Genomic DNA, 25,849 nt, shown 5'->3' on the forward strand with positions numbered 1-25,849 from the left:
CTGAGCGGGACTAACCCCGACTGCGAGGCGATCCGGTGACCGAAACGTCGGTGCGGGCCGCCCGGATCCGCATCATGCCGGGATGCCGGGTGGTCGGCATGATCCCCGGCAACAGGAACCCCCACATCTCGTCGACCCGCTGCTCGAGATCGGTGCGATGGGTCAGGACCTGAGACACGGTCTGGACCCCGGTGAACGCGCCGATGACGAACCGCGCGAACGTCGGCGGGTCGATGGTCTCGACAAGGTCGCCCTCGGCGACCGCACGCGCCGCCAACCCTTGACAGGCGGCGATCCAATCCAAGTACGGGCCCGCGGGGCCACGGTCGTCGGCGCTGAGCTCGAGGGTGATGCGGATCCCGGCCCGCACGATCGGATCCTGCACGATCTGCCGGGCCATCTCGTGGCAGAGCATCACGATCTGCTCGATCGCCGACACCTCCTGCGCGGCGATCGCCTGCACCGCGGAGATGGAGATCCGGTGCTGCTCGGCAATGATGTGCCGGGCCAAATCCTCCTTGGACCGGAAATGAAAATACAACGCCCCCTTCGTCATGCCCGCCGCCTCGAGGATCTCGACGAGACTGGCGCCCTCGAACCCGGACTTGTCGAACATTTCCGCTGCCCCGCGGACGATCTGCGCCCGGGTCACCGCCGCCCGTTGCTGTTGCACCATGTACCGCACCTTCCGTGCCCTTCGCCGCTGCAGCCCTTGGTCAAGTTTGGGAGCGACGTCGCCCCGGGGACTTTCGATCGCACCCCATGCAGCCTGCGCGACGCTACCACCGGCACCGGCGCGCCGTACCTCCGGGAAACCCGCGTCCACCTGCACAGCCGCCGACACCCGCTCACACGAAAACAGACCACGGTGCCGCTTCTTCGGTGGGCGCCGCCCGGTCAGCTCCAGCGCCATCGCGGCTCGGGTGTGTCGCTATCGGTGGTCGCGGTACTGCTCGGCGATCTCGTCGGCGTCCCGGGCCAGCCAGGTCAGCTCCCCCACCGATTCATCCCCAGGTAAGAGCAAATCCGCCCATCGGCGCTGCGGCCCGCGGACGCACACCAATGCCAACCCGGAATCGGACAACGTCTGCCACAGCTGCTCACCCGCCGACGACCCCATGGCACGCATTCAACCGCAACACACCGCACTTACCCGAGTAACAGACCGGCCAGTCCGACCTCGAACACCCGCACCCGCCACCGGGCGCTGCGCACCACACGCCGACGATCTCTCATTGCCCGGGCGGGCAGAGTTCGGCACCAGGCGAGTCGATCGGTCAGGCACCGAATCCGCCCTGGCAGAACAAAGGCCCGTACTCGAATGCATGTATTTGAATCGGCGAGCCTGCACCGACGGCCGCCGGCCGACGTACGGGCCACCGAGAAAGTCATGTGGCCTGTGTCACATTGCGCCGGTTGGGGTGGGCGGCGGATCTACCATTTCCTCGCACCGGAACACGACGGAGCAGGTCACCAAAACAATACGGCGCCAGCCAAACCTGTACTGGCTAGCAGGGCTTGGCGCACTGTTCCGCCGAGCTCCGTGGATCCGGTCGCTATTTCCACCCGTAGCACATCCGAGGAGACATCAGCGACGCTGACCACCCCGGTACACCAACGCGGAACCGCGCTTCTCGACCGGAGCGCGTCTCCCGGACGCGCACTGCGTGAGGAGCGCGGTCAGGATTCACGCGGCGGGTACCGGTTGCATGTCCCGGCGAGGCCCGGCCGGAGCGGACTACACTCCGACCGGGCCGCTTCGGCTCACCTGGGCGTGCCCGCATCGAGGGGGCCTCTGGCGCATATGTCACAGCGGCCGAGATGGTTTCAGCTTCGTTGATCTTTCAGCTGCGGGTTCGCAGGTCGAGGGCTCAGCCCGCCCCGCGCCGACAGCCGCGAAACCACCACACGCACTCCCGGCTTACGTCGTCGGCTTCACCCGACACAGATCAGGACACCCACGACCGCTACTGCGACCAGCGAGGCGGCGCCGCAGATCAACCACGCCCGCGTCGCCAGCTGCCGCCACCGCTCGTCCACATCCGCGACGCCGACCGAACCCACCGGATTCGGATGGGACGCCGGGGACTCCGCAAGGCGGCGGACCTTCGCGTCCGCTCGCGCCGCCACACCCAACGAGACGGGCACCACCAAAAGCGTCACCACCAGCAGACCAACCATGAGACCTACGCCCGTCCCGAACATCATCGTCCCTTCCACAGCAACAGGACCCGTCACGGGTGCCGCGCGTTGATCACGGGCCACGCGAAGCCACGGGCACAAACACGCCCTGTCAGCTCTATCGCCGAACTGCCACCGAGTGTTTCACTCGCCGACATCGGCGCAGGACCACCAGGCGCCGCGGGCCTACACGCCAGGCATCGGGAACTTCCACACCGCCACCACAACCACGCCCATGATCAGCCCGGCGTATAGAACAGTGCCAACCACACCGACCCGCAACGTATTCAGCAGACTCGCGCCCAGGTTCTCGGTAATCCGTGCCATGACAACTCTTCTCTCACGTGCAGATAATTCTCGACTGTCACGTCGATGACGCGTACCAGCCACTTTGGACCGACGTCGACACCTGCACATTGGCCGAAATACCTACACCCATACCCGAAATTAGGTCTGGAGGCTTTGGGTCTCAGCCTAGGGTTGCAACCGAACGCCCCCGAGCACCAGACTTCTCCCACAAATTCAGCTGTGTTCTACATCACACGATCGGCATCCGAACCATGCCTGACCAAGCATTTCGCGACAACAGCACAAATCGTGCGAGGTTTGCTGATCAGCCCACCTGAAGGGAACCGACTAGACCGTTGGTCGTCAGCGTCAACGGCAAGTGAGCGGTTCGCCGCACATACTCGATTGCACAGACAGCTACGGATACGTCCGGATACGCTGCAGCACACAACAACCAGTGGATCATACAAGCTTGCCGCTCGATCATTCGATCCGAAATCCGCCGGCACTGTTGTGGCGAAGCAGAACTCATCAGGTCCGGCAGTACCACCCCCGTGGTCGGCTCGCGCCGACCCGCCACCGAGAGACTGCCACCGGTCGCACCCAGCGTAGGCAGGCTTGAAATCGCACTTACTGGTCGGTAATTCAAGGGTGCGAAAATAGCGCAATGGAGGCCTGGATCACACTCTATGGACTTCCAGGCTCCGGCTCACGAAGATCATTCATGCGCTGCTCGTTACTACGTGCAGGTTGTCCGTGTAGCGCCCCTGCCAGCTGATAAACATCGTTGGCGGGGGCTGCGCTTGGCTGCGCCACAACACATCAACCGACGGGACGCCGCCCTCACGGGCACCTCCGACGCGGCGACCCCTCGAGGGAGTGACCCCCGCCTGTCATCTCGTTCGCCTACTTCGGTGCATCCATCCTCCCCCGCCTTTCTACCGAGAGGGCATGACGCAGACCACCGACGAAACCTGAACTCGGCAGACCGCTTCCCACTCGTACACGAACCCTGTTGTCCATCAGTCTTAGTCGGCCCGTTGCGGGTTGTCACGTTGCAGAGCTGACACCGACAACCAGTCCCACGACTGACATCCCCACACGATGGCGCAGCGTGTATGCCGTTCTGCGGGGGCGGGCGAGGAACGTGCGCACAGATCGCTGCCATAGTGTGTTGCCGGTGGGAATCGAACGAATGTCACTGGAGTTGCCGGCCGGCGCGGCCCGTGACGACGCGGAGAAAGAGGCGGTCGCACAGTTGCGGGCCCAGGGCGTCCGCGCCTGGTCCGATCTGTCCCTGCAGACGATCCTGACCACCGATTCGCCCGGGTTCAGCCGGTACACCTTCACCTACTGGGTCGACAAGAACGACCGGCACTGACCACCCGGCGATCGCCCACCGCCCGGCGATCACACATGCGACGATCCTTTACTATCGGCACCAACGAGGCATCCGCTCAGCACAACCCGACTCGAAGGTACTTCTTTGACGCGGCCGCGTCACCGGCCTCTACCTCACTTTCGCTCCGCCCCGAATCAGCTCCAACGCTGTCGCAAGATCGGTGTGCCGCTGTCTGCCGGCCCGGGCTGGATCAGGGTCCGAGCGCGGCATTGTGCGGGGTGAGAATCGCACCCAACAGGTAGCGTCCGTCGGCGGAGTCGAGCGCGATCACACCCCCGACGGCGGTGACGGCGGGGTGAGTGTGCGCGGCCGGGTCGTCGGCCAGCATCCAGGCGAGGGTGTTCTCGTCGTGCCGCGGCCGGTATTGCACGCCATCGACATCGGGGTTCGCGGCGAGGATCGCGGCGACCCACCTTCGGGTGTGCAGATAACCGGAGGGGTCGCACTTGGACAACCAGGCGCCGGCATTGATCCGCGAGGCCCCGGTCCCGGTCAGATCCACGACCTTCACCGTGCGGGTGGTCCGCACTTCGCTGAGGACCCGGCCGGCGATCGTCGCCCGCGGGATCAGGCGCGGGGACTGGTCGACCGGCAGGTTGCGGCAGAGCGTCTCGGCGACCGCCGCGGCCGGACTGTCACCGAGGTACAGGTACGCGTAGGAGCCGTCGAGACTGTCGAACCGGCCCCCGACCCGGGCCCTCGGCCGGGCGGTGGGGTTCAACTCCCCGGCGCCGCGGATGGCGCTGTGGATGCGCCACAGCGAGGTATCGGCGGGGATCGTGGTGATCAGGGCAGCAGGCAACGGGGTGGGCGGATCCGGGTAACTCACGCGGGTTCAGTCCTGCGTCAGGTCGTCGGCCATGTCCCGCAGATCCTGCTCATGCCCACCGTCGACGGCCAACGCGGCCGGGGATCGTGGGTCGTCGGCGAAGTCGGTCGGGCTGAGCCACCAGGACGCCACCCCCCACGGGTCGGCCTTCGCGCCGAGGGCCCGGTTGATCTCGGCGACGATCGGGCGGACCTGCCGACGTTCGGCGTCGAACTGGAACGCCGGGTACAGCTTGTGCCCCGACACCGGCAGCGCGATCACCGTGCCGGCCGCCGACAGGCGGCTGGCGGTGTTGCGGCTGGTGGCCGCCTTCCCCAGGACACGGCTGACGGCGGTGGAGTCGAGCATCTCGTGCTGCTCGACGATCGAGTTCAGCACGGACGCGACGATCCGCGTGCGGGCCACCGCCGCGGCGGCCGGGTTGGCAACCGCACGCTCCTGCTGACGTGCCAGCGCGGGGCTCATCGACAGCAACGCCGTCACATCGTCACGGACGGGACGCAGGGCCGGCCGACGGGAGAACTCCTCAACCAACAGCTCCACGAGGTCCGGATCCGACAGGGCATGGATCGAGTCGCGGGCCCGATCTCGGTCGACGAGCATGTCCACCACCTCCATTGTGCCAAAAGCGTACCGCGTACCACCCGTGTCGCGATAGACAAGCCGGACGGACTCGACACGGATGCCCTCTCGCCGATACTGCGACAGCCCCTCAACCGGTCCGCAACATGCGGACATGGGCCCCGCCCTGACGTGCCGACATGGATCGGCGTTCGCACTGACCGACATCGCGGGGAACCGCCTCGGCTCCCCGGACACAACAACACTCAACACCTTCGCTCGATAACCGAGTCGGCGCCGTCCACCACTCGGGGCCTGGGCGAATGCCCACGGCCAGCCGGCCCATCCTGACTCCGACGCCGCATCTGGAGTCCTGCACCTACTCAGCGCTGGCGGAGTCGTGAAATTAGTTAGCAAAAAGAGTTAGCACTCACACGGCATGAGTGCTAAATTCGGTTGGGTCTACGTCACAAGCGACAGACCCTCGACCGAGTCGCAACCATCGACCACCGAAACGGCTTCGACAAAACCGCCCCCGTTGCGCCCGAACAGTTCTTGAAGACGCTTCCAGTCCCGCCAAACCTATTTGCCCCGTCGACCCGACTCGTCAACCGTGAGAAGGAGGATCATGACCGCTACCGTCCCCCACAGCCCCGGTGCCGGCCACCACATGCGTTCCTCCCTCAACGACAACGAGAGACGGAAACAGCACGGTTCACGGTTGCCCGCCGTGTCGATCGCCCTCGGGGCGCTGTCCGTGGCGTCGTTCTGGATGATCGGACTCGGCTTCCTCTTGGGGGTGGCCGCGGTGGTCTGCGGCGCCGTCGCCACCTCGCGGTCCGCGGTAGCCGACGACGAGGCGGCATCGTTGCGGGCCCTGCTGGGTGTCGTTGCCGGCGCCGCGGGGATCACCGTCTCCGCGATCGCCCTGTTCCCCATGCTCGCGCACCTGTGAACCGAGAACTCGGCCCACACATTTGCGGTCATCATCCTGCCTGACCCACACCACCCCGGCACCACCGTCCCTGACCAAGGGTGACACCATCGCGACCAACAGGCCTCGGGGTGCCGCACCACCGGAAATCACGTGGGATCACATGGTGATAGTTCGACACTGTTCAGCTCATGGAGAGCCTGGTCGAACGTGGTCGTCGGGATGTGGAATCCTCGCCCTCCGGCGTGCGGAAACAGTCGCGAACGTATGCCAGTTCACGCGCGAGGTCTACTGCTGTTCGATCGCCCACGGTCTCATCCTGCCCTGAGTGGGCGGGAATCACACTGCGCCGATCGACGAACGTGAAAGGCACCGTCCGTGGGGCGCAGCATCCGGGTCACGGGGAGGTATTTGGCGTTCGAGCAGCTCCGCCAGCTCCTCAATTGTGAGGTCCACGGTGCCGAACAAATGTTCAGACGCCTGATTTACCCCACGGCATTGCGAGCGGCCGGCCGAACGCCCAGATCGTCGGCTGCCTTCGCCAGATTAGCGCGCCGCTCTTCGATGGTGGCGCCCTTCCAGATCGTGTCCGCCCACACGACCAGGTTGGTCATGCCGTGATCGTGGTACCGCTGTAGCTGGGTCGCACTCGTTGCGTCGACACGAACGAAACAATCGAATTCGCCTGTTTTACCGTACCTTTCACGGCACCGTGCAATCTCGGTGACCAGTTCCAGCGATCCCTCGAACGAGGGCGTGCCTGACGTGAACCATCCGTCTCCGAGCCTCGCTGCACGGTCCAGTGCCTTGGGTCCGTTTCCTCCCAGGATGACGGGGATGTCCACCTTTCGCGAATGCATCTGTACCGAGCCGATGTCGAAGTGTTTGCCATTGTGCACGAACGGTTGCCCGGACCACGCCGCCCTCAGCACCTCGATGCACTCCTCTGTTCGCGACATCCGGGTCCTGTAGGGCACTCCGAGTGCAGTGAACTCTTCCTCCAACCATCCGGCACCGACGCCGAGTAACACTCGGCCCCCGCTCAGTTCCTGAACGGTGATGGTGGTGCGCGCGGTGAGCAACGGATGGCGAAGTGGGGCCAGGTACACGGCGGTACCCAGTCGGATCCGTGTCGTCGAGGCCGCGATCGCCGCATGCACCGCCCAGGGGTCGGTCAGTTCGGTGTCGGTGTCCACGATCGGGCCGGCATGGTGACTGTGCGCCTGCGTCCCGTCGGTCGGATGATCACTTCCGTACCCGATCGGATGGAAGATGTGTTCACCGAGCCATAGCGCATCGAATCCCAGTTGGTCCGCTGATATCGCCAACTCCAACAGGTCGCGTCCTGTCAGGCCGAACGCGGACAATCCAAGTGACGTCACTGGCCTTCCTTTCGTGATCTCCCGAGGCATCTGGGCGTTCCTCTCCCATGCGTCAACTCAGTGCGAGTTCGAGAAGGCGCTCGGCATGATGCTGCGGCGTGCCCAACAACCCCGCACTGCTCAGCGCCCGCCGATAATAGAGATGAGCAGGGTGCTCCCAGGTGAATCCGATACCGCCGTGGACCTGAATACACTCGCCCGCAGCGAGAACTGCTGCGGGAGCGCATGCCATTGCCACCATCGCGGCCGCGCGCGACAGTTCGTCGGCGGTGCCCTTCGCGGTCGCCCAGATACCGTGCTCGACTGCAGACTCGGCGCTCTGCACGGCGACCGCCACCTCGGCGAGCTTGTGCTTGATCGCTTGGAAGGAACCAATGGGCCTTCCGAACTGTATGCGTTCACGTGCGTACTCGACAGCCATATTCAGGACGGTCTTCGACTGTCCCAGCTGTTCGCATCCGATTGCCAGCAACGCGAGATCGCGGGCACGGGCGAGCAGCTGTCCGGCGTCGCCGACAGTACCGATCAACTCGGCCGGTGCATTTTCGGCCGTGATCACGGCCAGCGGCCGCGTGGGATCGAGTGTATGCATGGCGTCCCGCCGCAGGTGTTTGCCTTCGACGGCGAAGAGGGTGCACCCCGAGGCGTCCCGGACCGGTATCAGGATGAGATCTGCTGTTGCTCCGTCGATCACGAACTCGTCTGTTCCCGACAGGGTGTATGCGTCGGGCGTCCGTTGTGCAGTGAAGGGAGCGGACTGTTCGGCGTATGCGTGGTCACCGATGAGGACCGGATCGAAGATCACGGTGGCGGTGGCCTCTCCCGCGGCAAGCCGGGGAACCCACTTGTCCGAGATGTCGCAACCGGCTGCAGCGAGAAGAACTTCCGTCGCGACGACGGTAGTTAGGTAGGGCACAGTGGCCAACGCCGCTCCGAGTTCCTCGAGGACCACAGCGGCCTCCGCGAAGGTCGCCCCCACCCCGCCCAGAGCCTCGGGAACGGCCAGGGCAGGCGCCGCGAAATCTCCACTGAGTGCCGACCACAGCTCCGTATCGGTGCCACCGGCCGACGCCGTCTCGGCCCGTTCGAGGAGATTCTCGGGTGGATTGACCTTGCGGACCATCGCGATGATCGATTCGCGCAGCAGTATCCGATCTTCGGTGAATTCGGAGTGTTCGAGGATCATGCCGTCGCTCCTTTGAGCAGTGCGGCCAGCTCGGTGCGAACCTGACGACGCAACAGCTTGCCGAGCTCGTTGTAGGGCAACTCGTTCCGATAGTGGATCTGGGCGGGAACCCGGGTCGAGCGCAGGGTCACGCGGACCAGTTCCTGCAGTTCCTCGATGCCTGCGGTTTTGCCGGCAGCGAGCACGACCACAGCGTCGACGCGCTCGCCCCACTCCGCGTCCGGCACACCGACCACGGCGACGTCGGCCACAGCTTTATGGCTACGCAAGCAATCCTCGATCTCCGCCGGCGCGATGTTCTCACCCCCGCGGACGATCACATCGTCAGCGCGGCCGTGTAGGAACAGGTAACCGTCGGCGTCGAGATGCCCATGATCGCGGGTGGGGTACCATCCATCCTCCCCCACTGCCGAGTGCGAAAGGTACTCCCCCGAGACCTGTTCGCCGCGCACCCAGACTTCACCCGCCGCACCGGCTGGTAGCGCTGATCCATCGTCGGACCGCACCTCGAGTTCGATAGAGGGGATCGGACGGCCCACCGAGCCGAGCCGTGCGCGAATCGAAGGGTCGTTACTGGCCGCAGCGATCCGATGATCTTCGGGCCCCAGGACCGCGATGGTCGAGCTGGTCTCGGTGAGTCCGTAGGCGTTGACCAGATCTACTCCGGGTAGCAGTGCGAGAGCGCGCTCGACGGTCTCCACCGGCATCCGGCCACCCCCGTATGACAGATGTCGCAGCGCGTCGAGCCGCTGGCCACGCTGTTCGAGCACATCGAGGATCCGGCCCAGCATCGTCGGAACCACCATGGCGTGCGTGATGGCCTCGTCCGCAGCGAGATTCACCCAGGATTCCGGGTGGAACGCGGGAAGCTGGACGATACGACGTCCGGAGTACACCGACGTGAGCGCCGAACTCACGGAGGCAATGTGGTAGGGCGGGACCGACACCAGGATCGCTTCCTCGGGGCCCGCATTGAAGAACTCGACTGTACTGACCACGTACGGCACGAGATTGCTGCTTCGCAGAACTGCGGCTTTCGGATCACCACTGGTACCGCTGGTGAAGAGCAGCACCGCTGGTGAGTGTTCGCTGCGCGCCGCGACGGCGTCGTCGGCGGCGGCGTCCGGTGTATTCAGATCGAGCAGGCTCACGCTGTCGCTGGACTCGACTCGGGCGGTGAAGTCGGCGCCGGCGACCACCGCGACCGGCGCGAGTCGTTCGAGCGCGCGGCCGACCTGCTGGTCGGTCCAACGGTAGTTGATGGGGGCGAACGGCACACCTGCGTAGCTGCACCCGAACAGCAGCGCAATGCACGTCGGCGAGTTCAGGTCGAGATACGCCAACGCCTGCGCGTCGAGCCTGCCGATCTGGGAGCCGTAACCACGGCTCAGTTCGAGCAGTTCGCGGTAGGACAGTCCGTCGCGTCGGGTACCGACGGCGATTCGGTCACCGTCCGCGTCTGCGGCCATTTCCAACAGCATCGAAAGATTCATGGTCGTACCCATCAGTCCGAGGAGGGAAGGGCCTTGGGCACCGACAACTCGAGTGGCCGGTCATCGGCCGATACGGAGCCGGCACCCGGCTTGACGCACAGGACTTCCACGCCGGACTCCGTGTCGATGTATCTTTTACCCAGCACGGTGCCCGCATCGAAGCCGGCCGCAGGGGCGCCGAGACCTTCTTTCGACTCGTCCGGTGCCAGCATCGGTACACCACCGCAGCGCAGGGTGATGTCTCCGCTGCCGGCGCGGATGACCATGACTTCGGTGCTGCAGACCGCGCTGCGCATTTTGGCACCAGTTTTCATTACCTACTCCTCAGTGATTTCATCGCGGACTTCGATATCAGGACAGCAACCCGAGGGCGCGACGAGCGAGTGGCGGAATCAGTGCGCCACGCTCCCCCATCCGGGCGTCGGTGGTCTGGCCTCGAACGTAGCGGGCGTAGAGCTGTTGGAGAATCACCGCCGTCTTCCAGCATCCGAGTGCCTCGTACCAGGCGATGTCGGACAGATCGAGACTGCTGCTCCGCCCGTATCGGTCGATGACAGCGGCACGGGGCGGCAGGCCGAGTCCGTGCATCCCCGGAACCGCGATGAACGCCGCATCCGAGTCGGGATCGAGGGTGCTGTCCGGCCAGTAGTTCAACAACGTACCCAGGTCCGACAGCGTGTCCCCGGTGGTCGCCATGTCCCAATCGAACACCGCCGTGACGCGGTCCGGGTCACCCGGCCTGAATTGGCAGTTGTCGATCTTGTAGTCGTTGTGCACGATCCCACTGCGCTGGCTTCGCGGCTGGCCCTTCACGAGCCGGACGGCGACTTCCCGCATGACGGCCGCGGTCTCCGGAGAGTCCACCTCCGGTTCCACAGCTGCCCAGCGCCTTTGCCAACCGCGGAGCTGCCGGTCGAGGTAGCCGCCGGGCCGGCCCAGGTCGGACAGCCCCGCCTTCCCCGGATCCACCGCGTGCAAGTCGGCCAGGGCATCGATCACTGCCAGGCCGATACGTTCGCCGGCGTTGTCGAAGCCGGACATCGAGTCAGGTACCCGGTCCCAGACGACGATGCCCTCGCGGTACTCGTTGACGAAGAACTCCGCGCCGATGACCGACTGGTCGGCACAGTGCAGGAGAGCGCGTGGCGCACGGGGAAACTCTGTGTGCAGCTGTGAGAGAACCTTGTACTCGCGGGCCATGTCGTGGGCGCCGGCGGCGATCGTGCCGAAGGGTGGTCGGCGGACCACCAGTTGCCGATCACCGAACGTGACCTGATAAGTCAGGTTCGCTGATCCGCGGGGGAACTGGAGAACCGAGAAGTCGGCCTCGAGGTCCGGGAGCTGCTCGCGGAGATAGCTTTCGAGCCGGTCCCAGTCGAGCATCTCACCGGCACGAACCGGTGCGAGCTCGGCCTGATCGTCGTTGACCTCGGTGCTCATGGCAGTGTTGCCAGATCGAGATGCGCATACTTTTCCTGAGCCGCCGCCTCCAGGGCAGGAAGATGACGGGTCGGAAACAGTCCCGGAGCCGGGGTTGCGGTGCGCAGCAATTGCTTTGCCACGGTCTGCAGGTGCAACTCGGTGGCACCGTCGGCGAGCCCCATGTGGTAGCTCTCCATGATCCAGCGCCCGAACGGCAATTCCGTCGAAATGCCCAGTGATCCGTGGATCTGGGCCGCGCGTGAGGTCACGTCGAGGAGAACCTTGGGCATCGCGGCCTTGACCGCCGAGATGTCGACCAGGACTCGCTTGTAGTCGTTGTACTTGTCAATCTTCCACGCGGTCTGCAGCACCAGAAGCCGGAACTGCTGGAGCTGAATCCACGATTCGGCGATCATTGCCTGCACCATTTGCAGGTCTGCCAGCCGCTGGCCGCGTGTATGGCGGGACACCGCGCGCTCGAGCATCATGTCCAACGATGCCTTCACTAGACCGACGGTCCGCATCGCGTGGTGGATACGGCCTCCTCCGAGCCGGGTTTGCGCGACCTCGAAGCCCTGGCCCTCGTCCCCGAGGCGGTTGCCCGCGGGAATCCGCACGTCCGTGTACCGCATGTAGGCGTGAGTGGCCTCATGGTCCTCATGGCCGGACACCCCGACGTTGCGGACGATCTCCACACCCGGGGTGTCGATCGGTACGAGGAACATGGATGCTCGCTTGTGAGGGGCCCCTTCGGGGTCGGTGACCGCCATGACGATGAGGAACGTCGCGAACCGCGCGTGTGAAGAGAACCACTTCTCTCCGTTGATGACGTACTCGTCGCCGTCACGTACCGCACGCGTGATGAATCCGGTCGGGTCGGAGCCACCGGCCGGCTCGGTCATCGAGTAGGCCGACATGATGTCACCGTCGATCAGCGGCTCCATGTAGCGCTTCTTGAGATCGGCGCTGCCGAAGTGCGCCAGCACCTCCGCGTTGCCCGAGTCCGGGGCCTGGCAGCCGAACACCACCGGACCACTGTGGGTTCGCCCGAGGATCTCGTTGAGAAGGGCAAGCTTGAGCTGTCCGTAGCCTCGTCCGCCGAGATCGGGCGTGAGATGGCAGGCCCACAGGTTCCGCTCACGTACCTGCTGCTGCAGCGGGCGGATGAGCTCGTTACGCTTCGGATCCGTTACGTCCCAGGCGTGCTCGATCAGACGGTCGAGGGGTTCGACCTCGGTGCTAACGAAGTCCTCCACCCACTCCAACTGGGCCTGGAATTCGGGATCGGTTTCAAAGTCCCAGCTCATCGCATGCTCCTAGAATACGTAGTGAAAGAAGAAAGTTCGAAGAGGACTACCGGGACAACACGGTGCACGCGCTGATGCCCGGTGCTCCGTAGACGTGGCTGAAGGCCAGCTTCGGATCACCCGGCACCTGCCGGGCGCCGGCAGCGCCGCGCAACTGCACCACGTTCTCGTACACCTGCCGAAGCCCGGTCGCGCCGATCGGTTCACCGTTGGCGATGCAGCCGCCGTCGGTGTTGATCGGGATCCGCCCGCCGATGGCGGTCTCCCCCGCCGCGATCAGCGCCTGCTGCTCTCCGTGTTTGCAGAGTCCGGTCTCGGCCATATGCATGATTTCGGCCCCCGATTCGGTGTCCTGGATCTGTGCGACGTCGATGTCGGCCGGGTCCACGCCGGCAGCCTCGAAGGCCGCTCGCGCCGCTGTCACCGTGGGGCCGTCCGCGCGTTCGGTCGAGACCCACGGACTGAACACCTCGAACGAGCCGAACTGACGTGAACGCAGCTCCGCGGCCTCGAGGAATACCGGGGTATCGGTGTACTTCTTCGCCTGATCGGCACGCGCAAGAATCAGCGCCACGGCCCCCTCTGCGGGAGAGCAGAACATGAACTGCGTCAACGGATGGCTGACCATCGTCGACGACAAGACCTGTTCCTCGGTCATCGGAGTCCGGCGCCACGCATGGGGAGCCAAGGACCCGTTACCGAACGCCTTCACCGCGACCTGTGCGAGTGTGTGCTCGCTGATACCGTGTTCGGCCATGTACCGCTGAATCTTCATCGCGAAGAACTGGGTGGTCACCATCATGCCCGTCTCGCCGAACCACTGCCCCAGCCCATTCGCCTTGGGATCGGCGTTGAAGGCGCCCTTGGGATGCTTGTCGAATCCGATGGCGATCCCCAGGTCGTGCTTGCCCGACGCGATCGTGTTCACCGCGGACGTCAACGCGCTGCCGCCGGTGGCGCAACCATTGGAGACGTTGATGAACGGCAGGCCGGTCAGTCCGAGCTCGGAGACGAGGGTGTCGGCGTTTCCGGCGGAATCACTGCCACCGTAGGCAAATTGAATGTCGGACCATTCGACACCGGCGTCCTCGAGCGCCTGTCGCGCAGCATGGACGGCCTGAGTGCGGCCGCTCACACCTTCGGTCCGCCCGAATTGGTGGATGCCTATTCCGACGATCGCGACCTTCATTTCGTCTCCTCAGTGCTGCTCGGGCCGAACGCGTAGGTCAGGACCTCGGAACCGTCGGCGTCACGGTGGTTGACCATCGTGGTCAATGTCATCGGATCGCCGATCTCGAGTTGGTCCGGGTCATTGATCGTCAGCCGGGTCTCCACGATGACCGGACCCAGGTCGATATATCCGACACCGAACGGGACGAAGTCATCCGGACCGAGGAACGGGCGTTTCGGCCGGAACGACTGCACGGTGTAGGACCACAACGTTCCGGCCGATGGAAGCTCGACGCTGACCATCGAGGAGGCGCTGCATCGCGGACACGTATCCTGCAGCGGAAAGGTGACGGTGCCACAGTCACCGCACCGCCCGCCGAGGAGAACCACACCCCGGTCATCGATCCGAAGCACCTCGCTATCGATCGATTTACCCGGCAACAGAGCCTGTGTCGGCGTCATTCTCGAACTCCTGACTCGTGTGCCTCGAGGCCCCCGCCGATCGATCGCATGTGCTCGACAGCAGTCACGACGTACCTCCGATATCTTCGCTCGGGTCGCGGTCAGGTAGTTCGCCACCGACCAGTCCTGTGCCTCGCGTCACTCCCGATACGCCGAGCATAATTATCATGAGGAAATTCCGCAATACGGTTTTCACGGGCCAGGAGAAGTGGAGGGAACCCTGCGGCCGGCCGGCTGTCACGGACCGGCAGAATGAGCCCCGAGACGTATCTTCGGCTCGTCACCGCGGAAGTACAGAGAACCATTCCGAATTTGGCCACGCCGGAGATGACCGAGCGCCGGCAAGATCGTCCATCCACCTCGTCGGCCGATCATCCACGCGCGCAGTGACGGTGATCCTGGAGCGTTCGCGCCGCGAGCAGGTCTGGATCGCCGAGCTCGAGGGTCGAACCGAGATCAGGCAACCCCGAACGGCCGTCCACGCCCCGATCGTGACCGCAATGCTGGCTTCGCCGCCGACGGGTATCGGGTGACGCCGGGGAGCAGCGAGCTGCTCCCCGGCCGGCAACTATTTCCTGCCTATGTTGTTGACTCCGAATCGTTGTGGAAGTTCTTGGGATGTGTCGGGCCGTCAGTGGCCTGGCCATCCGCGTACACCAACGGCGAGTGACTTACCGAATGGGTTGGGAATCGCTCGGACGCCGATGATGCGGGTATGCGCTCGCTAAGCTGCGTATCTCTTCCTGGTCACAGTCCGACTCGGGAATGACCTGCCACAAACGCTCGACGAACCGGCGCGTTGTCATTCCGAAGTTCACAAGAATCTCCTCCCTGGCGGGGCCCCCGTATGGTGCCCACCTCCTGGCGAAGTCGATGAGGAGCTCCGCATCGTTGTCAGGATGTATGCGTTTGCGGTTGACTTCGATCCACGCGGCGCGACGCCTTTGACGCCATTGGCGATATTCTGCAGGGTTCATGGTATTCAACACATCTATTCGGGCCTGGGCAGGCCAGTGGAGTTGCGAGTTTTCCCTCACTGCGGCTAGGTATGCATGCGGTCGATGACGGTTTCCGTCCACCCAGCTGCCCGGTATTCCGAGATAGCCTGGACTGCCAGGGCAGCCGGGTGACCACTCCTGTCGGCAATTGCAAACCCACCCTTCATGTGGCGGTGGAGACGCGCCTCGAACTCGCCTTTGTGCGGGCGACCTGGACCCGGTCAGATCCTGCGGTCGTCCCCCACACGTTCCTTCGCGATGGTCCATTTGGGAAGCACCCTGGCGTTGCCTTCACGGTCGGGTCCGAGATCCTCGAATTCGACGACGAATTCGGTGGTCTCGTCGACGTCCACCCTGCCGGGTAGATGGCCGATCATCCGGACGTTCTGTTCGCCGTGGACGTCGATCAGGACCACCGTGTACGGCACCGGAAAGAGCGGATGGACCTGGTGTTCCACGATGGTCCACGACTTTGCCCGGCCGCGGCCCGCGACTGCGGACCATTCGAGATTGTTTCCGCCGCATCCCACACACCGGGGCCTGGGCAGATGGACCCGGGCTCCGCAGTCCGTGCAGGTGAGGACTCCGAGTTTCCCTTCCGCCGCCAACTCGAAGAAACCGCGACTCGCCGGGTCGTCGACCCGCGGTGCCAGCCGGGCGCTCATGCCGACACCAGGATCAGCGCCGCGGTGGACGGCGGCGGTGCCGACGTCACGAGGGACACCGACGCCCCCTGCACCTGGTTCGACGACTGTCCGCGAATCTGCCGAACACCTTCGACGACATGGTTCATTCCGTGGATGTAACCCTCGGACATATGACCTCCACTCGTGTTGAACGGCATCGACCCGCCGACTTCGAGTTCACCGGATTCGATGAAGGCGCCGGCCTCCCCTCGGGCGCAGAAGCCGTAATCTTCGATCTGCAGCAGCGCAGTGATGGAGAAGCAGTCGTAGAGCTGCGCCGAATCGACGTCCTCGGGCCCGAGACCTGCACGCGCATAGAGTGTCTCCGCGCACTGCCGCGACGGCATCGACAGTGGATCCTCGCGCATCAGTACCGGATACATCTGCCCCGGTTGCGGGCGAGGCCCGCTCGCCATGGCTGCGGCACGGATCACCGCGGGGGGTTGCCGCAGATCCTTCGCGCGTTCGGTCGTGGTGACGACAACCGCCGCGGCACCATCGGTTTCGAGACAATAGTCGAACAGGCGCAACGGTGTGGACAGCATGCGCGAGTCCATGTAGTCATCCAACGTCATCGGACGGTGATGCATTTGCGCCGCCGGATTGTTGTTGGCGTGCTTGCGCGCAACAAGTGCGATGTTCGCGAGTTGCTCGGACTTCAGCCCGGTCTCGTTCATGTACTGCTGCGCGATGAGCGCAAAGAACATGCCCGGGGAGAGCAACCCGTACGGGCCGAAGAACTCTGTGAACGACTCGGCGCCGCCGATGACGGGATCGAGCTCGGCGGAGAGTCCGAACCGGTTGCCGGAGCGACCGTTGAGGGAGCGGAAGACCACCACGGTGTCCGCCTGTCCACTCATGATCGCGGCGACGGCCTGTGCCACCATCGCGCAGGGACCCGACCCACCCGGACCAGCCTCACCGTAGTAGGTCAGATTGCGTGCGCCGATCGCATCGCCGAGAGCCGCGCAGGACACGAGGTCCATGTCGTTGCGAACGATGCCGTCGACATCGGCGGGGTCTATGCCGGCGTCTGCCAGCGCAGCGAGCGCCGCGTCCGCCGCGAGAGCTGTCACGCTCACACCGGAGTTCTTCGAGAAGGCGCTCTGCCCGACCCCAGCGATTGCGCAGACGTCGCGTTGCCATCGATCAGTCATGTGCCAGAACCTCTTCCGTGTGCTCGCCGAGGCGTGGTGGACGGGTCGGCGCGCCGTCACCACTGGAGAATCGGTACGGGGTGCCGGGAAAGAGCGCACTGGAGCCGTCGTGCATCTCGACGGGGACGAAGAACCCGCGTTCGGCGAGGTGCTCGTCGTCGAACAACTCTTCCGGGGCCCGCAGAGGTCCGATCGGCAGACCGCGCCCCTGGCCCTCGCGGTAGACGGTTCCCGAATCCTGAATGAGGAAGAAGACCTCGAGCAGTTCCTGGATGTGCGAGAAATTCTCCTGCCGATACGCCAGCGACAGGTACTCGTCGTCGACGAGGTCCGCCGCGACGCCGGCCGATTCCATCCACGAGGTCAGTGCCTTCCACGCATGCTGGTCAGCGAGAATGAGAGCGAAGTACACCCACACCCCGTCCGCGCACTGGAACAACGCCGGCTGCGTCGGCTCCGGCTGGGCGTGGCGGCAGGTCTGCCTCTGCACCAGCGCCTTCGGGTAGAACCAGTAGGGGTTTGCCAACTCACCCGTGACCGCGATCGATTCGTGCATGGACACGTCGACCAATTGCCCCTGTCCGGTGTTTTGGCGCTCGATGAGTGCAAGAAGAAGTCCGCACAGCGCGAAGCTCGCGGCGGTCATGTAGCCCTGATTTCCGCCGGGACGGATCGGCGGAATCGAATGATCGTCGTACCCACACGTGGTGAGCAGCCCGCCCATCGCGAGACCGACCAGGTCGGAGCTGCGGTAATTCGCCCACGGGCCGGTCAATCCGAACGGGGAGACCGACAGTGCAATCAGCCGAGGTTGCTCCGCGCACAGCCGTTCGAGGTCCAATCCCTGCGCCTCGAGATCCACCGGCCGGCCGGTGGTCAGAAGAATGTCCGCGCCGGCGATGAGATCGGCAAGTGCAGCGCGTCCCTCCTCGCGATCGGTATCCACGGTGACCGAACGCTTCGAGGTGTTGTACGTCCAGAAGTTCAGGCTCTTGTCCGGATCGACGGCACCACCCGCGTAGGGTCCGATATGTCGGCTCGCCGCGCCACCGGGGGGCTCGACCTTGATGACGTCGGCGCCCTGATCGGCAAGGAGCTTACCGGTATATTCGCCGGCCGGATCGTCGGCGAGTTCGACGACGATGAGTCCACTGTATGCGAGTTCCATCAGATCACGCCCTCTGCGGTAAGCGTCGCAATCTCATCCGCGCCGAGTCCGAGGATGTCCCCGAACACATACCGATTGTCTTCCCCGAGTAGTGGTGCGCTGCGCCAATTGTCCTGGACGGTGCGGGAAAACTGCATGGGTGAGCCTTCGAATTTCGCCGTACCGATGACCGGGTGATCCAACTCGAAGAATGTTCCGCGTAGGTCGATCTGGGGGTCCGATTCGGAGAGGTCCTGCGAGTTCCGTACGGCGCCGGCCGCCACACCGGCAGTCTGCAGCAACTCCATGGACTCGTGTGCGGGCCGACTGGCGGACCAGCGGGAGATGTGTTCGTCGAGCTGGTCGTGGTGGGCGAAGCGCGAGGATTGATCCGCGAACTCCGGTGATGACGCCCATGCGGGATTGCCGAGTGCTGTGACGAACCGGGACCAGTCCGCGTCGTCGAACACCGCGATTGCGAGCCATTGGTCCTCGCCCGCCGCTGGATAGACGCCGTGCGGGGCCGCCTGCGGGTTGTTCAGGCGGTTTCCGTTCGGGTATCCGGGTCTGCGGGTGGTGGCCTTGTTCACGGACACGTCGAGCAGGTCCGGGCCGATCAGATTGATGCCGGCCTCGACGGCAGAAACATCGATCTCCTGCCCCTTGCCGGTGGCGGTGCGCTGCATGATCGCCATCAACAGTGCCACCGAATTGTAGTAGGCGGCTTGGTTGTCCATGTAGGACAGTCCCCAGCCGGATGGCTCCCGGTCCGGCAGACCGGAGATGAAGGACAGGCCGCACACCGCTTGGATCACCGGGCCATAGCTCTTGAATCGGTGGTGTGGCCCGCTGTGCCCGAATCCGCTCATCCGCGCGAAGATGATCTCGGGATTGATCTCCCGCAGGTCGTCGTAGGTCAGTCCCCACTTCTCCATGACACCGGGTGCGAAGTTTTCTGTCACGACCGAACTGGCGGCGATGAGCTGGCGCACCAACTGCTGGCCGCGTTCGGTCTTCATGTTGACGGTGACGCCGAGCTTGTTGCGGCTGTAATTGTTGAACAGCCCGCCCTTGTTCGGATCCGGATTCGGATCTTCGTCTCCGTACGAACGCAGTTCGTTCTTGTAGATGGGCAAGCGCCTGGGCATGTCCAGGCGATCACGTGCCTCGATCTTGATGACCTCGGCGCCGAAATCTGCCAGCAGGCGGGTGGCGACAGCACCGACACCCATCCAGCAGAAGTCTGCGATCCGCACACCGGCAAGCGGTCCCGTGCGCTGTTGGGGCAGGCGCCCACTGTCCAGGTGTGTCTGCGTTGGCCGCGAGTGCTCTACTGCCGTCACCACGTGCCTCCCATCCTCGTCGTGTTGTCGGGGTTTCAGCCGGGCAGCTCACTCACCGGCAGTTCGTGTGCCTCGGGTCACTCCCGCTGCACCGAGCATAATTATCATGAGGAAATATGGCAAGAGGCTTGATGCAGGGAAATACCCGCACAAGCTGCGAACCCCGCGCACCGGGGGGCAATGCGCGGGGTTCGAAGGGATTGGCGCTGAAAGTTCGCAGTGGCCAATCAAGTAGGCGAGGTCTGTCAGGGGACCGGCAACGGATTATCCGACGGCCATTCGCCCACCGTCGACCGGCAGGATCGTCCCCGTGGTGTAACTCGACGAATCGCCGGCGAAGTACAGCACCGCCCCGACAATCTCCTCCGGCCTGCCACCACGCGAGATGGGCCAGGCCCCAGCGAGATCGTCGAATTCGTCCATGTCCCACCCCTTGCTGATGTCGGTGAAGAAGGAGCCGGCCATCACGCAGTTGACGCGGACCCCGGGTCCGTAGGCGGAAGCGAGTCCCTTGGTCAGCGAGTTCAAACCGGCTTTGGCTGCGCCGTACGGGATGTAGGCGGGGGCCGGCCGCTCGGACGCGTTGCTACTGATGTTGATGATCGATCCGCCGCCCGCTGCGGTCATTCGCGTCGCGGCGAGGGCGCTCAGCCGGAAGGGACCCTTGAGGTTCACGTCGACGATCTTGTCGAACAGTTCCTCGCTCACCTCTTCGATACTCGGATAGAGCGGTGCGATGCCGGCATTGTTGACCAGCACGTCCAACTTGCCGAAGGTCGAGTACACCTCGTCGATCAGCGTCGGTAGAGTCGCCCAGTCCCCCACGTGCGCCGCCACGCCGAGCGCCTTGACCCCGGTCTTGGCCTCGATCTCCGCAGCGAGTTCCCGGCACGGCTCGACCTTGCGGCTCGCGATCACGACGTGTGCGCCCTCTTCTGCGAACGCCCAGGCCATCGAGGCTCCCAGACCCCTGCTGCCGCCGGTGATCAGGGCTACCTTGCCGGCGAGATTGTGTCGATCGGTACTCATGGTTCCTCGATTCGTTCAGGCGCGCGAGCGCGACGTCGATTCACGCCACGACTTGCCCTTGTCGGCCCGCGCTTCTGCGGGGAGCCCCAGCAGTCGTTCGGCGATGATGTTGCGCTGGATCTCGTCGGAGCCGCCCGCAATGCGGTAACCGGGCGCCCCGAGCACGTGCTCGTTCCACGCGTATGTTCCCGGTCGCCCCGTGTCGGCCAGTAGCGTCCGACCGAGTATCGCAGTGGCGGTGTCGGACACCAGCTTCAGCTTGTCCACCCACTGGACCTTGCGCACCGATCCCACCGCGCCGGGGGCGCCTCCCGCCGCCCGTGCCTGGCGATCGCGCAGCAGGTCGATCTCGGCCAGAGTCTGGCGAAGGTAAACCTCGGCCAGCTGCTGCCGAATCTGTGGATCACCGATCCGTCCGGCAGCGCGTGCGGAGGCAACGAGCTGGCTGAACTGTCCGCCGACTCCCGCTGTGTTGGAGTTTCCGCCTCGTTCGAATGCCAGGGTCGTCAACGCGACATTCCAGCCTGCCCCCACCTCGCCCAGTCGCAGACGATCCGGGACACGGACGTCGGTGAAGAAGACCTCGTTGAAACTGGTACCTCCGGACATTTGCCGGATCTGGCGTACCTCCACACCCGGTGCGTCGAGCGGCACGAGGAACGCGGTCATTCCCGCATGTTTCGGTACGTCGGGATCGGTGCGTGCGATGAGTTCGCCCCACTCGGCGAATTGCGCCCCCGAGGTCCACACCTTCTGTCCGTTGATCACCCATTCGTCGCCGCGGCGGACGGCGCGGGTGCCGAGGGAGGCGAGGTCCGAGCCGGCACCGGGCTCGGAGAACAACTGGCAGGCCAGGAGTTCGCCGCGGAGCATCGAGGGCAGGAAGGTCTCTTTCTGTCTCGGCGTCCCGAGGATCCGAATGGTCGGGGCGATCAAGTGCATCGTGACCGAGAACAACTCGTGTGGCGCCAACGGCAACAGTAGCGACTCCTCCCTCGCGAACACATCGGCGTGCTCGACGCTCAATCCGGCGCCGCCATCCTCGATCGGCCAGTCGAGGGCACCGTAGCCGGCGTCGAACTTGATACGCTGCCAACGCTTGTGTTCCTCGAGCAATGCCTGTTCCGCCTCGAATGGCAGTGAATGGAATACCGCCACATCGAACGGGTCCCGCTCCGTGGTGCCCGCGACGGCGCCGACGTTCTCACGCAGCCATTGCCCGGCCTGTTCACGAAACTCTGACAGGGTCATACAACCTCCGAAATTTGTGCGGCGACAGGCGCCCCGGCCATCCGAGAAGCGCCGGCGCTCAGTACAACGACTCTCCGCCGTCGACGATCTGGTTGGTGCCGGTGATGAACTTCGCGCTCGGACTGCACACGAACACCGCGGCGGCGGCCATGTCTTCGACGCTGCCGGCTCGACCCAAGGGAACTGTGGCGGCCATCCTCTCGAAGACCTCCGGGTTCCGCTCCAACGCCATCGGGGTTGCGGTGATACCGGGCGAGAGGGCGTTGACGCGGACACCCTGCTCGGCCAGCTCATAGGCTGCTACGCGCACGAACTGATTGAGTCCCGCCTTGGTGGTCGCGTAGTGGATCGTGCCTGGCCGCGTCCCCAGTGCGCGGACCGACGAGAGCACGAGAATCGCCGCGTTCTCGCTCTTGTCCTCACGTGCCGCCATCCGCGTCGCGGCCTGGTGACAGCAGCGGAAGGTGCCCGTGAGGTTCAAGTCGATCGTGTTGGTCCACACCTCCTCCGTCATCTCCAGGAACGGGACCATCGACCCGCTGCCCGCGTTGGCGACGAAGATGTTGAGCGTAGGGAAGGTGCGGTCTACGAGTTCGAACATCGCGCCGACCGATTCGGGGTCACGGATGTCCACTTCCGCGATCTCGACCTGCTGACCGGGCGCGGCCAGCTCCTGCAGTTCCTTACGGGCCAGTTCCAGTTCTGGTCGCCGACGGGCCGCGATCATCACGCTGGCGCCGGCTTTCACCATTCCCTTCGCGATGCCGAGCCCGATGCCTTCGCTGGCACCTGTGACGAGCACGTATTGCCCGGCCAGCGAGCCCTGGATTCCGCTCTCTCGACTCACGACACCGCTCTCCTTGTGTTCTGTCCGCTGCGCGACTGCGGGTTCAGCGCCACTACCGATGTCCGAATGGACGGATGTATCACGCGTCGAGACGCAGTGAGACCGAGCGCGCACGTGACACGCACAGCATCATGGTCTGACCGCATTCACGCTCATCGTCGGTCAACACCGAATCCCGGTGGTCTGGAATGCCCTCGAGGACGGGAGTTTCACAGGTTCCGCAGGTTCCCTCGTTGCACGAAGAGAGAATGTCGATTCCGTTCTCCTCGGCCACGGACAGGATCGTTCGATCTGCGGGAACGGTGACTGTGATACCGGACTGTGCGAACTCGACGTCGATGTCGTGATCGGGTCCGTCCAGTTCGATCTCTTTTGCCACAAAACGCTCGGTGCGCAGAGTCCGCTTCACCGGCCCGGCCGTGCAGAGATCTTCCAACTTGGCCAGCAGCCCTTCGGGACCGCAGGAGTAGATGATTGTCTGCGGATCTGTGGCGGTGACGAGCCCGTCGATGTCGGGCATCCCCCGTTCGTCGTCCGGCCAGATCTGGACCCGATCACCGAACTGGGCCAACTCGTCGAGGTAGGCCATGCTGGCCCGCGATCGTCCGGCGTAGAACAACTTCCAATCCCGGCCTTCACGCTCGAGCTGCATGATCATGGGGATGAGAGGGGTGATGCCGATCCCACCGGCCACGAACTGAACCGCGACGCCACCGGCGAGAGGGAAATGATTGCGCGGCGCGCTGACTGTGACCGACGACTGCTCCGCGAGCGAGTCGTGAACGGACACCGAACCGCCGCGACTGTTCGGCTCCCGGAGCACCGAGATGACCCACCGGGTGTCGGCGACGCCGAAACCGGTCAGCGAATACTGGCGAATCAATCCGTTGCCCACGTGAAGATCGATGTGGGATCCGGGTTCCCAGCGCGGAAGTGCGTCACCGCTGTCGGCTTCGAGTGCCAGTTCGACGATGCCGTCGGCGACCGTGCGCCGTTCGACGACGCGAAGATCGAGGTTCATGTTCACTTCCCAGAAGTTTGTCGAAAGGTGCCGACTCCCTCGAAGCAGGACCAACCCGCTTCGAGGGAACGCCGCGGCCTATCCGTAATCGCACCACTCGGTCAACCGACCATTCTCGAACGTCATGATCGACAGGACGTTGAGTTTGCAGAACTCGCCGGCCTTGCCGAACCCGGGAACATCCGCTGTCGCGGTGCCCTGCCACGTGGTCTCGCGCAGGACCGAGTTGCCGGTCACTGCCCAGCGGGTGGTCTCACCGATCGAGCGGTCGGGGAACACCTGCTTCATCTGTTTTACCGTCTCGATCATGAGGTCGCGACCGGTTGCCGCGACGCCCCGATTCTGGTGCACCACCACGATGTTCTCGTCGACGAGGTCGTGGAGCACGTCGAGTTCGAGGTTGTTCCACGCATCGACGACCTTGTGGGCCTGCGCCAACAGTTCTTCCGGAGCCGGGTTGGTCATGAGTAATCAGTCCTTCTACGTGAGAGCGACAAGGATGGGGTGGGGGGTCGTCAGTCGGTGAGTACTTCGATGTCGAACTCGTGGATTCCGCGGGTGGGCATCGAGTGGTACCCGATGGTCTGTCCCTCCACCAGTGTGAACTTCGGCATCTTGGTGACGATCCGCTCGAGTACGAGAATCATCATCACGCGAGCGAAGTTGGAGCCGAGGCACCGGTGTGGACCGATGCTGAAGGCAATGTGGTTCTTGTCCTTGCGGTGCAGGTCCCACTGGTGCGGGTTCGGGAACTTCGTTTCGTCACGATTGGCCCCGTTGTACGACGTCCATACCTTGGCGCCCTCGTCGAGATCGGTCTGGCCGACGGTGACGGGGCATGTGGTGGTCCGCTGGAGTGCAGTGACATTCGCGAACATGCGAAGGCCTTCTTCGACGGCGTTGGGAACCAGATCTGGATTCTCCACCAGTTCGGTCAGGTCGTCGGGATGAGTGGCGAGGTGGTGAACGATGCCGCCGAGGATGGTTCCGGTCGATTCCAGGCCGGCGATCGACAGCGGGAGTACGACGGCAATGCGCTCGGACAGGGTGGGCTCGCGGCCGTCGATCTCTTTGACCTGGCACACCAGGCTGACCAGGTCGTCCTCGATCGGGTCGGCCATACGCGCCTTGACCAGGGCTTCGATGGCGGCGTACAGGCTGACGAATGCATTCTCCGACGCCTCCGCGGTCTCGCCGACGAAGATATCGTGAGCCCATTGCATCCAGTCGTCGATCTTGTCGCCCTCGAGCTGGAGCAGATTACTGAAGACCGCCCGCAGCTGCAGCGGGCGCAGGAAGTCTTCCATGACGCTGAACCGGCCACGGTCGATCCCCGCATCCAGGAGCGTATCGATTTCGGCGGTGATCGACGGCGCGAAGACTCTCATCTTCTCTTCCGTCAGTTCAGGGTTGAGGATTTTACGCCAGTCCGTCTGTGCCGGCGGATCGAGATCCTCGGGCAGGAACCGGCCCTCGTTCTTCGGAGGTGCCGCCCGGTTGTCATGGCCGAGAATCGCGACGCCCCCTTCTGATGAGAAACGCTTCCAGTCACGCAGGATCTTGAAGACATCCTCGTAGCGGGTGGCCACGTAGCAGGGGGTATCGCCTTGCGTATGGACGCTGAGCTCGTCGAGTTTCTGCATGCGATTGATCTCGGGCCAGAAATTGTCGTTGAACTCCGACGACCACATATCGACGGGGCATCGACCGGTCGTGGTCGTCTCCGACTGCAACTGTTCAGTCATTTCCAATA

26 protein-coding genes are annotated in these 25,849 nt (G+C 64.3%); 2 read left to right on the forward strand and 24 right to left on the reverse strand.

What is annotated here, in order from left to right:
• Positions 1-10: 10 nt before the first annotated feature.
• The 4 genes from JWS14_RS43240 to JWS14_RS43255 all read right to left on the reverse strand — a co-directional run bounded on the left by JWS14_RS43240 (position 11) and on the right by JWS14_RS43255 (position 2,508).
• The gene (locus JWS14_RS43240; protein WP_206016502.1) at positions 11-676 is read right to left on the reverse strand and encodes a ScbR family autoregulator-binding transcription factor; all 666 of its coding nucleotides are present in this window, start codon (positions 674-676) and stop codon (positions 11-13) included.
• A 255-nt stretch (positions 677-931) separates the two neighbouring features.
• Positions 932-1,120 (reverse strand): hypothetical protein, encoded by a 189-nt coding sequence (locus JWS14_RS43245; RefSeq protein ID WP_009476026.1) that lies wholly within the window; start codon positions 1,118-1,120, stop codon positions 932-934.
• Between the two features lie 815 nt (positions 1,121-1,935).
• Entirely contained in the window at positions 1,936-2,208 is a 273-nt protein-coding gene (locus JWS14_RS43250) for a hypothetical protein (protein WP_206016503.1), read from the reverse strand.
• Positions 2,209-2,367: 159 nt separating this feature from the next.
• Positions 2,368-2,508, reverse strand: a complete 141-nt coding sequence (locus JWS14_RS43255) for a hypothetical protein (RefSeq protein WP_016880491.1) — start codon at positions 2,506-2,508, stop codon at positions 2,368-2,370.
• 1,141 nt (positions 2,509-3,649) lie between these two features.
• Between JWS14_RS43255 and JWS14_RS43260 the strand changes: the two genes are divergently transcribed.
• Positions 3,650-3,850, forward strand: coding sequence for a hypothetical protein (locus JWS14_RS43260; protein ID WP_206016504.1), 201 nt, complete (start codon positions 3,650-3,652; stop codon positions 3,848-3,850).
• Between the two features lie 211 nt (positions 3,851-4,061).
• Here JWS14_RS43260 and JWS14_RS43265 read toward each other — a convergent pair whose 3' ends face one another.
• Both JWS14_RS43265 and JWS14_RS43270 read right to left on the reverse strand, forming a co-directional pair.
• Positions 4,062-4,700, reverse strand: coding sequence for an RES family NAD+ phosphorylase (locus JWS14_RS43265; protein ID WP_206016505.1), 639 nt, complete (start codon positions 4,698-4,700; stop codon positions 4,062-4,064).
• A 6-nt stretch (positions 4,701-4,706) separates the two neighbouring features.
• Positions 4,707-5,303, reverse strand: coding sequence for a hypothetical protein (locus JWS14_RS43270; RefSeq protein WP_206016506.1), 597 nt, complete (start codon positions 5,301-5,303; stop codon positions 4,707-4,709).
• A 586-nt stretch (positions 5,304-5,889) separates the two neighbouring features.
• Between JWS14_RS43270 and JWS14_RS43275 the strand changes: the two genes are divergently transcribed.
• A complete protein-coding gene (locus JWS14_RS43275; protein WP_241031777.1) occupies positions 5,890-6,216 on the forward strand; it encodes a hypothetical protein in 327 nt (108 codons plus the stop codon).
• A gap of 464 nt (positions 6,217-6,680) precedes the next feature.
• On the opposite strand, the gene JWS14_RS43280 is transcribed toward JWS14_RS43275, so the two are convergent.
• The 18 genes from JWS14_RS43280 to JWS14_RS43365 all read right to left on the reverse strand — a co-directional run bounded on the left by JWS14_RS43280 (position 6,681) and on the right by JWS14_RS43365 (position 25,841).
• On the reverse strand, positions 6,681-7,577 hold the full coding sequence (locus JWS14_RS43280) for a TIGR03619 family F420-dependent LLM class oxidoreductase (RefSeq protein ID WP_206016507.1): 897 nt from the start codon (positions 7,575-7,577) through the stop codon (positions 6,681-6,683).
• Between the two features lie 52 nt (positions 7,578-7,629).
• Positions 7,630-8,763, reverse strand: a complete 1,134-nt coding sequence (locus JWS14_RS43285) for an acyl-CoA dehydrogenase family protein (RefSeq protein ID WP_206016508.1) — start codon at positions 8,761-8,763, stop codon at positions 7,630-7,632.
• Entirely contained in the window at positions 8,760-10,256 is a 1,497-nt protein-coding gene (locus JWS14_RS43290; protein WP_206016509.1) for a class I adenylate-forming enzyme family protein, read from the reverse strand. Before JWS14_RS43290 ends, JWS14_RS43285 begins: the two co-directional genes overlap by 4 nt.
• Positions 10,257-10,267: 11 nt before the next feature.
• Positions 10,268-10,570, reverse strand: a complete 303-nt coding sequence (locus JWS14_RS43295; protein ID WP_206016510.1) for a hypothetical protein — start codon at positions 10,568-10,570, stop codon at positions 10,268-10,270.
• A 37-nt stretch (positions 10,571-10,607) separates the two neighbouring features.
• Positions 10,608-11,696, reverse strand: coding sequence for a phosphotransferase family protein (locus JWS14_RS43300; RefSeq protein ID WP_206016511.1), 1,089 nt, complete (start codon positions 11,694-11,696; stop codon positions 10,608-10,610).
• Complete coding sequence (locus JWS14_RS43305; protein ID WP_206016512.1) at positions 11,693-12,985, reverse strand: acyl-CoA dehydrogenase family protein; 1,293 nt, start codon at positions 12,983-12,985, stop codon at positions 11,693-11,695. The genes JWS14_RS43300 and JWS14_RS43305 overlap by 4 nt, the downstream gene beginning before the upstream one ends.
• A gap of 46 nt (positions 12,986-13,031) precedes the next feature.
• On the reverse strand, positions 13,032-14,174 hold the full coding sequence (locus tag JWS14_RS43310; RefSeq protein WP_206016513.1) for a thiolase family protein: 1,143 nt from the start codon (positions 14,172-14,174) through the stop codon (positions 13,032-13,034).
• Positions 14,171-14,617, reverse strand: coding sequence for a Zn-ribbon domain-containing OB-fold protein (locus JWS14_RS43315; RefSeq protein ID WP_206016514.1), 447 nt, complete (start codon positions 14,615-14,617; stop codon positions 14,171-14,173). Before JWS14_RS43315 ends, JWS14_RS43310 begins: the two co-directional genes overlap by 4 nt.
• 1,219 nt (positions 14,618-15,836) lie before the next feature.
• Positions 15,837-16,280 carry a Zn-ribbon domain-containing OB-fold protein gene (locus tag JWS14_RS43320; protein ID WP_206016515.1) on the reverse strand — a complete coding sequence of 148 codons (444 nt, stop codon included), beginning with the start codon at positions 16,278-16,280 and terminating at the stop codon, positions 15,837-15,839.
• A complete protein-coding gene (locus tag JWS14_RS43325) occupies positions 16,277-17,458 on the reverse strand; it encodes a thiolase C-terminal domain-containing protein (protein WP_206016516.1) in 1,182 nt (393 codons plus the stop codon). The genes JWS14_RS43320 and JWS14_RS43325 overlap by 4 nt, the downstream gene beginning before the upstream one ends.
• A complete protein-coding gene (locus JWS14_RS43330; protein ID WP_206016517.1) occupies positions 17,451-18,626 on the reverse strand; it encodes a CaiB/BaiF CoA transferase family protein in 1,176 nt (391 codons plus the stop codon). Before JWS14_RS43330 ends, JWS14_RS43325 begins: the two co-directional genes overlap by 8 nt.
• Positions 18,626-19,951 carry a CaiB/BaiF CoA transferase family protein gene (locus tag JWS14_RS43335; protein WP_338051685.1) on the reverse strand — a complete coding sequence of 442 codons (1,326 nt, stop codon included), beginning with the start codon at positions 19,949-19,951 and terminating at the stop codon, positions 18,626-18,628. Before JWS14_RS43335 ends, JWS14_RS43330 begins: the two co-directional genes overlap by 1 nt.
• Positions 19,952-20,212: 261 nt before the next feature.
• Positions 20,213-20,977 (reverse strand): SDR family NAD(P)-dependent oxidoreductase, encoded by a 765-nt coding sequence (locus JWS14_RS43340; RefSeq protein ID WP_009476048.1) that lies wholly within the window; start codon positions 20,975-20,977, stop codon positions 20,213-20,215.
• A 15-nt stretch (positions 20,978-20,992) separates the two neighbouring features.
• Complete coding sequence (locus JWS14_RS43345) at positions 20,993-22,228, reverse strand: acyl-CoA dehydrogenase family protein (protein WP_206016519.1); 1,236 nt, start codon at positions 22,226-22,228, stop codon at positions 20,993-20,995.
• 58 nt (positions 22,229-22,286) lie between these two features.
• Positions 22,287-23,075, reverse strand: a complete 789-nt coding sequence (locus tag JWS14_RS43350) for an SDR family NAD(P)-dependent oxidoreductase (RefSeq protein ID WP_206016520.1) — start codon at positions 23,073-23,075, stop codon at positions 22,287-22,289.
• A 79-nt stretch (positions 23,076-23,154) separates the two neighbouring features.
• Positions 23,155-24,096 carry a PDR/VanB family oxidoreductase gene (locus tag JWS14_RS43355; RefSeq protein WP_167119979.1) on the reverse strand — a complete coding sequence of 314 codons (942 nt, stop codon included), beginning with the start codon at positions 24,094-24,096 and terminating at the stop codon, positions 23,155-23,157.
• A gap of 78 nt (positions 24,097-24,174) precedes the next feature.
• Positions 24,175-24,561, reverse strand: a complete 387-nt coding sequence (locus JWS14_RS43360; RefSeq protein WP_009476052.1) for an ester cyclase — start codon at positions 24,559-24,561, stop codon at positions 24,175-24,177.
• Between the two features lie 50 nt (positions 24,562-24,611).
• The gene (locus JWS14_RS43365) at positions 24,612-25,841 is read right to left on the reverse strand and encodes a cytochrome P450 (RefSeq protein WP_095870561.1); all 1,230 of its coding nucleotides are present in this window, start codon (positions 25,839-25,841) and stop codon (positions 24,612-24,614) included.
• Positions 25,842-25,849: the final 8 nt, after the last annotated feature.

Origin of the sequence: Rhodococcus koreensis (assembly GCF_017068375.1) — a bacterium.
GTDB classification, from domain to species: domain Bacteria; phylum Actinomycetota; class Actinomycetes; order Mycobacteriales; family Mycobacteriaceae; genus Rhodococcus_F; species Rhodococcus_F koreensis.